At 40.9% G+C, this 13148-nt stretch carries 13 protein-coding genes; 11 read left to right on the top strand and 2 right to left on the bottom strand.

The window, feature by feature from the left end; genetic code table 11:
* The first annotated feature begins 127 nt into the window (after positions 1-127).
* Positions 128-1927, top strand: coding sequence for a polysaccharide biosynthesis protein (locus AC3IPL_RS03645; RefSeq protein ID WP_489241843.1), 1800 nt, complete (start codon positions 128-130; stop codon positions 1925-1927).
* A 19-nt stretch (positions 1928-1946) separates the two neighbouring features.
* Here AC3IPL_RS03645 and AC3IPL_RS03650 read toward each other — a convergent pair whose 3' ends face one another.
* Positions 1947-2372 (bottom strand): RrF2 family transcriptional regulator, encoded by a 426-nt coding sequence (locus tag AC3IPL_RS03650; RefSeq protein ID WP_489241844.1) that lies wholly within the window; start codon positions 2370-2372, stop codon positions 1947-1949.
* A gap of 134 nt (positions 2373-2506) precedes the next feature.
* On the opposite strand from AC3IPL_RS03650, the gene AC3IPL_RS03655 reads away from it, so the two are divergent.
* Positions 2507-3649: a globin domain-containing protein gene (locus AC3IPL_RS03655; RefSeq protein WP_489241846.1), complete on the top strand. Its 1143-nt coding sequence runs from the start codon at positions 2507-2509 to the stop codon at positions 3647-3649.
* Between the two features lie 56 nt (positions 3650-3705).
* Here the strand turns inward: AC3IPL_RS03655 and folD are convergent, their stop codons facing one another.
* Positions 3706-4560, bottom strand: a complete 855-nt coding sequence (gene folD / locus AC3IPL_RS03660; RefSeq protein ID WP_489241847.1) for a bifunctional methylenetetrahydrofolate dehydrogenase/methenyltetrahydrofolate cyclohydrolase FolD — start codon at positions 4558-4560, stop codon at positions 3706-3708.
* A 204-nt stretch (positions 4561-4764) separates the two neighbouring features.
* Here folD and purE point away from each other — a divergent pair, with 204 nt between their 5' ends.
* The 9 genes from purE to purN are packed head-to-tail and all read left to right on the top strand — an operon-like array spanning position 4765 to position 13138.
* Complete coding sequence (gene purE / locus AC3IPL_RS03665) at positions 4765-5247, top strand: 5-(carboxyamino)imidazole ribonucleotide mutase (protein WP_489241848.1); 483 nt, start codon at positions 4765-4767, stop codon at positions 5245-5247.
* Complete coding sequence (gene purK / locus AC3IPL_RS03670) at positions 5234-6343, top strand: 5-(carboxyamino)imidazole ribonucleotide synthase (protein ID WP_489241849.1); 1110 nt, start codon at positions 5234-5236, stop codon at positions 6341-6343. The genes purE and purK overlap by 14 nt, the downstream gene beginning before the upstream one ends.
* Positions 6343-7047: a phosphoribosylaminoimidazolesuccinocarboxamide synthase gene (gene purC, locus AC3IPL_RS03675; RefSeq protein WP_489242255.1), complete on the top strand. Its 705-nt coding sequence runs from the start codon at positions 6343-6345 to the stop codon at positions 7045-7047. The genes purK and purC overlap by 1 nt, the downstream gene beginning before the upstream one ends.
* A complete protein-coding gene (gene purS / locus AC3IPL_RS03680) occupies positions 7047-7307 on the top strand; it encodes a phosphoribosylformylglycinamidine synthase subunit PurS (RefSeq protein WP_489241850.1) in 261 nt (86 codons plus the stop codon). Before purC ends, purS begins: the two co-directional genes overlap by 1 nt.
* Positions 7307-7966 (top strand): phosphoribosylformylglycinamidine synthase subunit PurQ, encoded by a 660-nt coding sequence (gene purQ, locus AC3IPL_RS03685; RefSeq protein ID WP_489241851.1) that lies wholly within the window; start codon positions 7307-7309, stop codon positions 7964-7966. The genes purS and purQ overlap by 1 nt, the downstream gene beginning before the upstream one ends.
* 1 nt (position 7967) lies before the next feature.
* On the top strand, positions 7968-10145 hold the full coding sequence (gene purL / locus AC3IPL_RS03690; protein WP_489241852.1) for a phosphoribosylformylglycinamidine synthase subunit PurL: 2178 nt from the start codon (positions 7968-7970) through the stop codon (positions 10143-10145).
* Positions 10124-11542, top strand: a complete 1419-nt coding sequence (purF, locus tag AC3IPL_RS03695; RefSeq protein ID WP_489241853.1) for an amidophosphoribosyltransferase — start codon at positions 10124-10126, stop codon at positions 11540-11542. Before purL ends, purF begins: the two co-directional genes overlap by 22 nt.
* Before the next feature lie 2 nt (positions 11543-11544).
* Positions 11545-12570, top strand: a complete 1026-nt coding sequence (purM, locus tag AC3IPL_RS03700; protein WP_489241854.1) for a phosphoribosylformylglycinamidine cyclo-ligase — start codon at positions 11545-11547, stop codon at positions 12568-12570.
* Position 12571: 1 nt separating this feature from the next.
* On the top strand, positions 12572-13138 hold the full coding sequence (gene purN / locus AC3IPL_RS03705) for a phosphoribosylglycinamide formyltransferase (RefSeq protein ID WP_489241855.1): 567 nt from the start codon (positions 12572-12574) through the stop codon (positions 13136-13138).
* The last annotated feature ends 10 nt before the right edge of the window (positions 13139-13148 follow it).

Genomic DNA, 13148 nt, shown 5'->3' on the forward strand with positions numbered 1-13148 from the left:
ATTACTGTATGTTATTGTCAATACTATAAATTTAATATACTATTATATAGGTCAAGGTGGTACATACTGCTGTTATAAAAATAGTTTTTTCATACATATCATTATGAAATTCCTGGAGGTATACATATTGTTATCCATTACTGCAAAACAAAGATTGATAATTTTACTGATCATTGATTCAATTATTGTAAGCTTCTCAGTTTTTATTGGCTTCTATGTGCTTGAACCCTTTTTTGAAGGCTATACTATTAAACTTCTCTTATTTTCTTCTCTTGTTCTATTAACTTCACATCATATTTCTGCCCAAATATTTAATTTATACCATAGAGCATGGGAATATGCGAGTATTAATGAATTGCTGATGATTGTCAGAGCGGTTACTGTATCAATCATAGCGACAACCATTATTGTTCCGATTTTCACCCACAAACCACCATTTTTGCGTCTATATTTTATAACTTGGATGATGCATTTAATTTTAATCGGTGGTTCTAGAATATTTTGGAGAATCTATAGAAGGACTTTTATTGACAGTAGCATTAAGAAGAAAGCTACGTTAGTTGTTGGTGCAGGACGTGGTGGATCAATGTTGATTAGACAGATGTTATCAACTCCCTATATGGGAATGGAGCCTGTAACTGTAGTCGATGATGACAAGAATAAACAAAATTTATCTATTTACGCAGGCGTTAAAGTGCAAGGTTATATTAAAGATATTCCAGAGTTAGTAAAGAAATATAAGATTAAAAAGATTATTATTGCGATTCCAACACTATCACAAAATCGTCTTAAGGAAATCAGTGAATTATGTGAAGGTTTAGGAATAGAAGTTTTTCGTATGCCTAATATTGAAAATGTCATGTCTGGACAGTTGAAGGTAAGTGAAATAAAGAAGGTAGAAGTAGAAGACTTATTAGGACGTGATCCTGTTCATCTTAATATGGCGATGATATCAAAAGAATTAACGCATAAAACAATTCTTGTGACAGGAGCAGGTGGTTCTATTGGCTCTGAGATTTGTCGACAAGTATGTAAATTTAGTCCAGAACGAATTATTCTGCTTGGGCATGGTGAAAATAGTATATATACTATCCATCAAGAGCTTTTTAATACTTATCACAATCAAATTGATATAGTTCCAATTATTGCTGACATTCAAGATCGCGCTCGCATGTTTCAAATTATGGAAGAATACAAACCTTACATGGTTTACCATGCTGCTGCTCATAAGCATGTTCCGTTAATGGAATTCAATCCTAAAGAAGCAATTAAAAATAATATCCTAGGCACAAAAAATACAGCTGAAGCGGCGAGTGCTGCAAATGTTAATAAATTTGTTATGGTTTCGACGGATAAGGCTGTTAATCCACCCAATGTCATGGGGGCAACAAAACGAATTGCTGAAATGGTTATTCAAAGTTTTAATTCAGAAAACAGCGTTACAGATTTTGTCGCTGTTAGATTTGGAAATGTTCTCGGTTCAAGAGGCTCAGTCATTCCCCTATTTAAAAAACAAATTGAAGCAGGCGGCCCTGTTACAGTCACTCATCCGGACATGACACGGTATTTTATGACAATTCCGGAAGCTTCAAGACTTGTTTTGCAGGCTGGTGCATTAGCTGAAGGTGGTGAAATCTTTGTTCTGGATATGGGGGAACCTGTAAAAATAGTTGATTTAGCAACAAACTTGATACAATTATCAGGTTACAAAGTTGAGGACATAGGCATTGAATTTAGCGGTATCAGGCCAGGAGAAAAATTGTTCGAAGAATTACTTAATGAAGATGAAATTCATCCTGAACAGGCCTATGAAAAAATATATAGGGGAAAAGTAAGTCCTGTGAGCAAAGAGCAGGTTGAAAGTATAATAAATGATTTGATAACTGATTACAGCAAAGAAAAAATAATTAATTATACTAATAAATAGCAGAAGGAACTGAGTAATATTACTCAGTTCCTTTTAATTTATTACGGTATCCTGGTGTTACATCTGCTAGTGTATATTGATCCAGTACATTGATATATGCAAACAGTGCCTCTCCTAACACCCGCTCCAGGCCGCAGTGACCAATCAAGGGACATGTATTGGTTTCAGGATTGAAACATTCGACTAACGTGAAGTTTTCTTCAGTCTTTCTGATTAAAGAGCCCACATTAATCTCTTCCGGTTTTAATTTAAGCCTGATACCGCCACCACGTCCACGCACTGTAGTGATATATCCTAAAGTGGCTAAATGATGAACTACTTTCGTCAGATGATTTTTAGAGATACGATAAAATACTGCAATCTCATCTATTTGAGTCAAGTGATGTTTCGTTGCTAGAAACATTAAAACTCTTAATGAATAATCTGAATACAGAGTTAACTTCATAGAATCTGACTCCTTATCAATACTGTGTTATTAATTGTTACAGATTAACAAACAAATTGCAAAGCTATTGTCTTTAGAGAAAAATTAGACTATATTAAAGATGTATTTAAAATATATCTTTGGAGGGCTCCTACATGTTATCACAAGAGACAAAAGCTATTGTCAAAGCTACTGTTCCAGTTTTAGAGCAACATGGCATAGAAATCACTACAGTATTTTATGACCATATGTTTGAAGAACACCCGGAGTTGCTGAATATTTTCAACAAAATTAATCAGAAGCAAGGAAAACAGCAGACAGCATTGGCTCAGACTGTTCTAGCGGCAGCAAAACACATAGATCATCTGGAAGCAATAGTGCCAAACGTCAATCAAATTGCGCATAAGCATCGTGCGCTTCAAGTCAAACCAGAACACTATCCTATTGTTGGGAAGCATTTAATTTATGCCATTAAAAAAGTTCTAGGTGAAGCGGCAACCCCTGAAATTATCAATGCCTGGACTGAAGCATATGGTGTTATCGCAGATGTTTTTATTCAAATGGAGAAAGGATTGTATGAAGCGGAAGAATGGCATGGTTTTCAACCATTTAAAGTGACGGACGTCAAACAGGAGTCTGAACATATTAAAACATTTACTGTAACACCTGAAAATAACATCGAGTTGAAACCGATAGTACCCGGACAGTACATTACAGTGAAAGTTCATCCAGAAGATGAAGATAACGATGCTTTACGTCATTATTCAATCTGCTCTACCGACCTGACAAAAGGACTTAAATTTGCTGTGAAAAGAGACGTGATGGACAGTCATAGAGGGGTGGTTTCAAATTATCTGCATGATACGATTGTAGTTGGCGATCAGCTCCTATTGTCTGCTCCAGCAGGTGACTTCACGCTCCAAAAAACTGAACAGCCCTTATTATTTTTAAGTGGTGGAGTCGGTATGACTCCACTAATGTGTATGCTGGAATCAGCTGCTGATCAGCAAATTACATTTGTTCATTCAGCCTATAATCGTTCTGCTGTGCCTTTCAAGGATGAAATTACTGTGTTTCATGATAAGGAGAACATTCAGTTTTATTTTAATTATTCCGATGAAGCGGGCAGACTCAATAAAGAGAAGCTGAGCAAAGTCATTCAAGGTGATGAAGAAATCTATATGTGCGGTAGTTTAGCATTTATGGAAGCGATGCTGGGGATCTTTGATGACATGGGGATTGAGCGGACTCGTATTCATTTTGAACCGTTCGGACCGAAAATGAGTATTACAGTTTAATAGCATGGAACATCCATAGATATGAAAAAGGGGCCAGAAAGGCCTCTTTTTCATATCTATTTCTTTTCTACTGATCGCTGTGCAGCAATGAGTGTGTTGTTAAGAACCATCGTGATGGTCATCGGGCCGACGCCGCCCGGGACTGGTGTAATCGCTCCAGCTACTTCTTTTACCTCATCATAAGCAACATCGCCTTGTAATTTACCTTCTACTACTGTATTACCGACATCTATAACTACAGCGCCGGCTTTGATATCCTCTTTGGTAACAAGCCCTGGTTTTCCGACAGCTGACACAATAATATCCGAACGTTTTAGTGTCTCTTTCAGTGATTGGCTTTTTGAATGCAGCAAAGTTACTGTCGCATCATGATCAGTCAATAGTTTAGCGACCGGCTGGCCGACTATATGGCTGCGTCCGATTACCGCAACTTCTTTACCTGCGAGGTCAATGGGGGCATGCTTAAGCAGCTCCATAATACCAAGTGGTGTACAAGGGACAAATGTGTCGACACCTGCATATAGGCGGCCGATGTTGACTGGATTGAATCCGTCCACGTCTTTTTCAGGTGCGATAGCTTCTAATACATGAATTTCATTGATGTGAGATGGCAGGGGGACTTGAACCAGGATGCCATGTACGTCACTATCTATGTTCAACTGACTGATGACTTCCAGGAGGGCCTCCTCTGTTGTATCTTCTTCTAACTTCACGATTTCTGATGCCATCCCAATATTTTCTGCTGCCTTTTGCTTGGAAGTGACATAGCTTAAACTTGCGCCGTCGTTACCAACAAGAACTACAGTCAGTTTAGGGGTGATTCCTTCTTCTTTGAGTCTGCTCACTGTCTGCTTCAACTCAGCTCTATAATCCTGAGCAATTTTCTTTCCGTCTAAAATAATAGCTGTCATGAGTGATCCTCCCTTTAATCGAACATTATTGTTTTTCTCATATATAATTCAACTAAAAATCCGAACAAAAATCAATAAAATTAAATCATTTTTTAAAAAATGTCCGTATATTGAATTGAAATTCTATCTTTTAATTGATATGCTATACAAGTAATATACACCTTATCAATTTGTCACATCAAATATTTGCGGGGGTAGTAACTCATGAAAGTAGCTGTTGTAATGGGCTCATCATCCGATTGGGAGACGATGAGAGAAACGTGTCACCTGCTTGATTACTTTAAAATTCCATATGAGAAATCTGTCGTTTCAGCACACCGTACACCTGCAGCGATGATGAATTTTGCTGCAGACGCTCGAAAAAATAATATCGATATCATTATTGCAGGAGCAGGAGGAGCAGCTCACTTACCAGGCATGATTGCCTCACTTACAACATTGCCGGTAATCGGGGTTCCTATTGAGACTAAGATTCTAAAAGGAATCGATTCATTGTTATCTATCGTACAGATGCCGGCTGGGATACCAGTAGCGACCACAGCGATCGGTCAAGCAGGTGCTAAAAATGCTGCAATTCTTGCAGCGCGTATGCTGAGTCTGAAAGATAGGAAGCTGATTGAAGCACTGGAAAACTACGAACGATCACTCATGTTGAAAGTTGAGGAGATGCAGCATGAACTTATCTAAGCTTCCGATAGGCAGCACTATTGGAATTATCGGTGGTGGTCAGCTTGGTAAAATGATGGCACAGTCAGCACAGAGAATGGGTTTTAAAGTAGTGATATTAGATCCGGATGAGACATGTCCGGCAAGATTTACAGCCCATCACTTTATTCATGCAGCATACAACGATGTTGAAGCATTGATGGAGCTTGGTGAATTGTCAGATTCAATCACTTATGAATTTGAAAATATTAACGGTGAAGCACTTGCATTGATTGCTGAAAAATATACTGTCCCTCAAGGCGTGGAAGCTGTCGTTATAACTCAGAACAGACTGGCAGAGAAACGTGCGATTTCAGCAGCTCGTGCTAAAGTAGTTCCTTATGTACCAGTGGAGAGCGAAAACGACTTAGAATCAGCTGTCACAACATTGGGCTATCCTTTTATTTTAAAGACAATATTCGGCGGCTATGATGGAAAAGGTCAACTCGTTATCAATGACAAGGAGCAGCTTGAAGGAGCAGCAGTATTTATTAACAACACGAGTTGTGTGGCTGAACAGATGATTGAGCTTGACTCAGAGATTTCTATTACCGCTACTGCATCAAGCGATGGCACTACTGTGTTTTTTCCTGTTCAGGAAAATGTACATCGTCACCAGATCTTATACCGTACAACAGTTACAGGAAATCATCCTTTAGAACAACAAGCAATCAGTGAAGTAAAAAAGATAATGAAGCAGATTCCATTGATCGGCACATTCACTGTGGAATTTTTTGTAGATAAAAACTATGAACTATATGTCAACGAAATAGCACCGAGACCTCATAACTCCGGACACTACTCTATTGAAGCATGTGATTATTCGCAGTTCGACACACATATATTGGCTGTCGCAGGATGGACACTACCGCAGCATATTATTTTGCATAAACCGGCAGTGATGTACAATCTGCTCGGACAAGATCTTGACGTTATGGAAAATGTTTTGAATGAACATTCACAATGGCATGTGCATATTTACGGTAAGGAAGTAAGAAAGCGTGATCGAAAGATGGGGCATGTGACGATATTAGAGCTGGCTAATGACTACGAAACCATTTATGAGGAGCGAAAATGATGACTTTAGTCTATGAAGGTAAAGCAAAACGTGTCTTCAGTACAGATGAAGCTGACGTCTACCGCATTGAATATAAAGATGAAGTGACAGCGGGTAATGGGACGAAAAAAGATTATATGGCTGGTAAAGGGCGACTGAACAACATGATTACTTCTCTGTTTTTTGAAAAACTGAATGACGCTGGTTATCAGTCACATTTCATCAGACGATTATCTGAAACGGAACAGTTGGTCAAAACGGTCGATATTATCCCGCTTGAAGTAGTTGTCAGAAACAAAGCAGCAGGGTCCATTGTCAAACGGCTCGGACTAGCTAAGGGTGAAACGCTTGAACATCCGCTTGTAGAATTTTATTACAAAAATGATGCTTTAAACGACCCGCTCATGACAGAAGATCATATTAAGCTGCTGCATATTGCAGATGATGATGATATTCAGCAGTTAAAAGAACAGGCACTTATTATCAATAACATCTTAACAAGTATCATGGATAAGTTGAATATGTCACTCGTCGATTTTAAAGTTGAATTCGGCAAGGATAAAGAGGGTCATATCATACTAGCCGATGAAATTTCACCGGACACTTGCAGAATATGGGATAAGGTGACAGAGGAAAACTTCGACAAAGATGTATACCGTGAAGAGACAGCCTCGCTGATTGATACGTATACAGCATTTTATAATAAACTGGAGGATCTTAAGTAATGAAAACTATTGAACTGTACATCACTTTGCAGCAGCAAGTACTGGATACACAAGGTCAGGCATTAACACGAGCTGTTCATGATTTAGGTTATCCACAGATCAATGATATCCGGGTCGGAAAAGTATTGTATATGACTGTAGACGAAGCGACAGATGAAGCAGTAGATAAAGTAGTTAGAACACTCAGTGAAAAGTTATTTGCCAATACAGTGATAGAGGAGTATTCATATAATATTGTTGAGGCAAAGGAGAATAGCTGATGAAATTAGCGGTTATTGAATTTCCAGGATCCAATTGTGATCGAGATATGTTGAATGCAGCAATGAATACAGGAATAACAGCCGTATACGTAGACTATAGAGAGACCTCTTTATATGCGTATGACGGTGTATTAATACCGGGAGGATTTTCATTCGGAGATTACTTGCGCTGTGGTGCGATGGCAAGAGTGGCTCCTGTCGTCAGTGAAGTGAAGCGGTTTGCTGCAGAAGGAAAGCCTGTACTCGGGGTATGTAATGGGTTTCAAATTTTAACTGAGATTGGACTCCTGCCTGGTGCGCTGCTGCACAATGAAAGCCATCAGTTCATTTGCAAGGATGAACAACTGACAATCCGCAATCATACGAAGTTCACCCAGCTCTATGATGATAATGAACAAGTGATATTTCCTATTGCTCATGGACAAGGAAGTTATTACTGTTCCGACAACACTTTATCAGAATTACAGCAAAACCAGCAGATTGTATTAACTTATACGGACAATCCTAATGGTTCTGTTGACGATATTGCAGGCATTATCAGTCGAGAAGGCAATGTTTTAGGAATGATGCCGCATCCAGAACGCGCGATGGAGACCCTCCTCGGTTCTGATGATGGTAAGCGATTATTTCAATCCATTCTAGAAAGCTGGGGGAGATAACATGGCAAAGTTTTTAGAACCGACTGCCGAAGAGATTAAAATCAATCATCTTTATCAAGATATGGGTTTGTCAGATGATGAATATCAAAAAGTATGTCACATTCTCGGACGGCAGCCGAACTATACCGAAATCGGCATATTTTCAGTGATGTGGAGTGAACATTGTTCGTATAAACATTCCAAACCATTTTTAAAGCAGTTCCCTACAACGGGAGCTCGAGTATTGATGGGACCCGGGGAAGGGGCAGGAGTGGTGGATATCGGTGATAATCAAGCGGTCGTCTTCAAAGTGGAATCCCACAACCACCCTAGTGCCATTGAACCATACCAAGGAGCGGCTACAGGTGTCGGAGGTATTATTCGTGATATCGTGTCTATTGGTGCACGTCCTATTCAGCTGTTAAACAGCCTGCGTTTTGGAGAACTGGACAGCAGACAGAATCAACTATTGTTCAAAGGGGTTGTAGCTGGAATCAGCGGTTACGGCAACTGCATCGGTATTCCGACTGTTGCGGGAGAAATCGAGTTCGATACGCATTATGATGGCAATCCGCTCGTCAATGCGATGTGTGTCGGTATTATTGATCATGACAGAATTCAAAAGGGGACCGCTAAAGGCATAGGCAATCCGGTGATATATGTCGGGCTGAAAACAGGAAGAGATGGGATTCACGGTGCAACATTTGCTTCTGAGGAATTGAATGAATCATCAGAATCTAAACGACCTTCTGTACAGATTGGTGATCCATTTGTCGGTAAGAAGCTGATGGAAGCAACTCTGGAAGCGATTACTTATCCAGAGCTTGTCGGTATACAAGATATGGGAGCGGCAGGCTTGACCTCATCTTCATCAGAAATGGCTGCAAAAGGAGGTTCCGGTATTCATTTGACGCTCGAAAAGGTTCCGGTGAGAGAGAGGGGGATCTCTCCATATGAAATGATGCTATCAGAGACGCAGGAACGTATGCTGCTCGTTGTCGAAAAAGGAGCAGAACAGAAGTTTCTCGATCTGTTCGAACACCATGAACTGGATTCAGCAGTCATCGGAGAAGTCACAAACACAGATCGTTTCGTACTGACTTACGATGGAGAAGTATTTGCAGATATTCCTGTACAACCTTTGTCTGACGAAGCACCTGTCTATATTCTTGAAGGACAATCAGCGGACTATGAAAAAGAAGAACATGACTACAGTACGATCAATGCTGAAGACACATTGCTTAAGCTATTGGGTCATCCGACAATGGCATCTAAATACTGGGCGTACTCACAATACGATCAGCAGGTGGGTGCTAATACGATTATTAGACCAGGGTTATCTGCTGGAGTAACCCGTGTAGAAGGAACAAACAAAGCCATCGCTTCGACGATTGACGGTGAGGCACGTTATGTATTCAATGATCCTTACAATGGTGGGAAAATGGTGGTGGCTGAAGCGTACCGTAACTTAATAGCAGTCGGCAGCGAACCGCTGGCAATGACAGACTGTCTGAACTACGGTAGTCCGGAAAAACCTGAAATTTACCATCAGCTTGCTGAATCAACACGAGGAATGGCAGAAGCATGTAACGTATTGAACACCCCTGTTGTTTCAGGCAACGTCAGCCTCTATAACGAAACGACTGGTGAGTCCATTTTTCCAACACCAGTAGTCGGCATGGTCGGACTGATTGATGATATAAGCTATTTACATAAATACCATCCTACTGCTGGTGAATCCATTTATGTAGTTGGAGAGACAAAGCAGGACTTTGGTGGCTCGCAGCTTGAGAAATTGTTATATGATAACGTAGCCCATCAGCAGGTAGATATTGATCTGGAGCAGGAAGTCGTACGAGGTCAGCAGGTGCTTGATGCTATCCGTTCCGGCAAAGTGTCTCATGCACAGGCAATCGGCAAAGGAGGCGTTGCAGTTAAACTGGCACAGATAGCAGCTTATTTTGAAACGGGATTAGATGTTAAGGTCGCATTAACAGCAGCTGAATTATTTTCAGAAACACCAGGACGATATATTTTGATCGCCAAAGAATTACCTGTTCAAGGTGCTGTAAAAATCGGAACGTTCGGTGGTGAGCGTTGGACGCTGCACTATCATAATGGGCAGCTGAATCACGACGTTGAAATGATAAAGAACACTTGGAAAGGAGCTATACCGACATGTATGACATCCGCGGTTTAAACGAGGAATGTGGTGTATTCGGTATATGGAATCATCCGCAGGCAGCTGAACTCACTTATATGGCCCTTCATAGTCTGCAGCACCGTGGACAGGAAGGCGCGGGTATTGTCTGTTCAAATGGCGAAAATATTTTTGGTGCGCGTGGCATGGGCCTTCTTCCTGAGGCTATCAGTCAAAGGCAGCTGGATTCACTGGCAGGCTATACGAATGCTATCGGACATGTACGTTATGCGACGACCGGTGCTTCTGAGCTGTCGAATGTTCAGCCTTTTATCTTTAAACATTCCAAAGGTGATATAGGACTCGCGCATAACGGTAATTTGACTAACGCTCGGCAAATCAGACTGGCGCTTGAAGATGCAGGATCTATTTTCCAGACATCAAGCGATTCTGAAGTGCTTGGACATCTGCTGCTTAAAGCACGCTCGTCAAATGAGCTGGCAAACTTAAAAGCATCTCTCAATATGATCAAAGGAGCCTTTGCTTTTTTAGTGCTCAGAAAAGATAGTCTATCAACTGCGCTTGATAATCATGGGGTTAGACCACTGATGCTTGGTGTCGTTGATGGTGCCTATTGTGTTGCGAGTGAAACTTGTGCGTTCAATGCGATAGGAGCAACCTATATAAGAGATATTAGACCGGGTGAAGTGCTGACATTTAACAATGACGGCATCCATGAAGATAATTATGCTCAGTACAGAGACAGTAAGCTGTGTTCGATGGAGTATGTGTATTTTGCCAGGCCGGACTCGGAATTTAACAGACATTCTGTCTATAACATCAGAAAATCATTAGGTGAACAGCTGGCAAAGGAAATGAATGTGGAAGCCGATATCGTTATCGGTGTACCCGATTCTTCACTGCAGGCTGCCATGGGATTTTCAAGTTACTCCGGCATTCCGAATGAGCAGGGGTTATTAAAAAATAGATATGTCGGAAGAACCTTTATTACGCCGAATCAGGAAATGCGTGAGCGTGCCGTAAAGATGAAACATGCTCCGATTCGAGATGTTATTGAAGGGAAACGAGTGATAGTTATCGATGACTCTATTGTTCGCGGAACAACGAGTAAATATATTGTCAAAGCATTGAGAAGTGCAGGAGCGAAGGAAGTTCATATGGGCATCTCCTCACCTCCGCTTAAACATCCTTGCTATTACGGCATTGATGTATCTAGTCATGCAGAGCTGATTGCCGCTTATCAGTCAGTGGAAGATATAAGAGCTGAAATAGAAGTAGACTCGTTAAGCTATCTCACTGTCGAAGGGATGCATGACGTATATAGAAGACATGGTTCTCACGGAGAATGTGATGCTTGCTTTACGGGTAATTATCCGGTTGAAATTGTTGATCATTTACTGCCACAGGAAAAAGAAAAGAAAACGAAAGGGGTTTAAAGATGTCTGAAGCATATAAAGCATCAGGAGTCGATATCCATGCAGGTTACGAAGCAGTGGAACGGATGAAAAAACACGTGGCACGTACGATGCGTCCTGAAGTACTGGGAGGGCTTGGTGGATTCGGTGCAGCATTTGATTTGTCAGCGTTGAATATGACTGCACCTGTCCTCGTTTCGGGTACGGACGGTGTGGGTACGAAGCTGAAACTTGCTATTGATCATAATAGACACGATACCATCGGCATAGATGCCGTTGCCATGTGTGTCAACGATATATTGACAACAGGTGCACTGCCCATATATTTTCTCGATTACCTGGCTGTACATCAAGTGGATCCAATCATCGTCGAACAAATTGTCAAAGGGGTGGCAGACGGTTGTCAACAGGCAGAGTGTGCATTAATCGGTGGTGAAACAGCTGAAATGGGAGAAATGTATTATCCGGGGGATTATGATATCGCAGGTTTTGCAGTAGGCGCAGTTGAAAAAAGCAGCTATGTTACAGGTGAAGCTATTGCTGCAGGTGATGTCATCATAGGTCTGCCGTCAAGCGGCATTCATTCAAACGGATACAGCCTTGTACGCAAGATTATTAAAGATAACCATACAGAGCTGACAAAAAGCTTCGGTGACCGCTCACTGCTAGATGTATTAATTGAACCGACACGTATTTATGTAAAATCTGTCAAAGTTTTGCTTGAGAAGTATACCATCAAAGGTATGTGTCATATTACAGGCGGTGGTTTCATCGAAAACATTCCGAGAATACTGCCCGACAAGATGACTGCTGTGATTGACGTCACATCTTTTCCTCGCCAGGCTGTGTTTGATTGGTTGAAAGAGCAGGGAAACCTTGAATGGAACGAGATGTACAATATATTCAATATGGGAATTGGCTATTGTTTGATTGTTGATGAACAGCATAGCAGAGCAATCATTCAAACAATTGCGGATGCGGGCGAAGAAGCATATGTTATCGGTACTATCGAAGCGGATGAGTCTGGAATAGAATTGGTGGGTATTTGATATGAGAAATATCGCTGTCTTTGCTTCCGGCAATGGATCGAACTTCGAAAAAATTATGGAGAACATTCAAGTGGGTTATTTGAATCATATTCATGTCACAGGGCTATATACTGACCAAAATCAAGCATTTGCGATTGAACGTGCGCGGAGATTCAGCCTGCCGGTCCATATTTTTAATAGAAGCAGTTTTGACGACAAAGAACATTATGAATCTGCTATTTTAAAGCAGCTGCATCGCGATCAAGTAGAGTGGATCATACTTGCAGGATATATGAAACTGATCGGCCCTACTATATTGAATGCGTATACCGGACGAATCATCAACATCCATCCGTCAATTCTACCAAGTTTTCCTGGTAAAGATGCTGTGGGTCAAGCCTTGAATTACGGCTGCCGGGTCAGTGGTGCTACTGTCCATTATGTCGATAGTGGGATAGATACGGGTCGCATCATTGATCAGATGAGCTGTCCAATATATGAGGATGATACGGAGGAAACGCTGCAGCTGCGCATTCAGAATCTTGAGTATGAATTATACCCAAGGGTTATCAAGAAAATTATTTCTTAAGGAGTTTATA

Source organism: Macrococcus sp. GL_134 (assembly GCF_057834705.1).

Coding starts and splice junctions, on each gene's coding strand:
- AC3IPL_RS03650 (WP_489241844.1), bottom strand. CDS start 2,372: ATGAAGTTAACTCTGTATTCAGATTATTCATTAAGAGTTTTAATGTTT.
- AC3IPL_RS03655 (WP_489241846.1), top strand. CDS start 2,507: ATGTTATCACAAGAGACAAAAGCTATTGTCAAAGCTACTGTTCCAGTT.
- folD (WP_489241847.1), bottom strand. CDS start 4,560: ATGACAGCTATTATTTTAGACGGAAAGAAAATTGCTCAGGATTATAGA.
- purE (WP_489241848.1), top strand. CDS start 4,765: ATGAAAGTAGCTGTTGTAATGGGCTCATCATCCGATTGGGAGACGATG.
- purK (WP_489241849.1), top strand. CDS start 5,234: ATGAACTTATCTAAGCTTCCGATAGGCAGCACTATTGGAATTATCGGT.
- purC (WP_489242255.1), top strand. CDS start 6,343: ATGACTTTAGTCTATGAAGGTAAAGCAAAACGTGTCTTCAGTACAGAT.
- purS (WP_489241850.1), top strand. CDS start 7,047: ATGAAAACTATTGAACTGTACATCACTTTGCAGCAGCAAGTACTGGAT.
- purQ (WP_489241851.1), top strand. CDS start 7,307: ATGAAATTAGCGGTTATTGAATTTCCAGGATCCAATTGTGATCGAGAT.
- purL (WP_489241852.1), top strand. CDS start 7,968: ATGGCAAAGTTTTTAGAACCGACTGCCGAAGAGATTAAAATCAATCAT.
- purF (WP_489241853.1), top strand. CDS start 10,124: ATGTATGACATCCGCGGTTTAAACGAGGAATGTGGTGTATTCGGTATA.
- purM (WP_489241854.1), top strand. CDS start 11,545: ATGTCTGAAGCATATAAAGCATCAGGAGTCGATATCCATGCAGGTTAC.
- purN (WP_489241855.1), top strand. CDS start 12,572: ATGAGAAATATCGCTGTCTTTGCTTCCGGCAATGGATCGAACTTCGAA.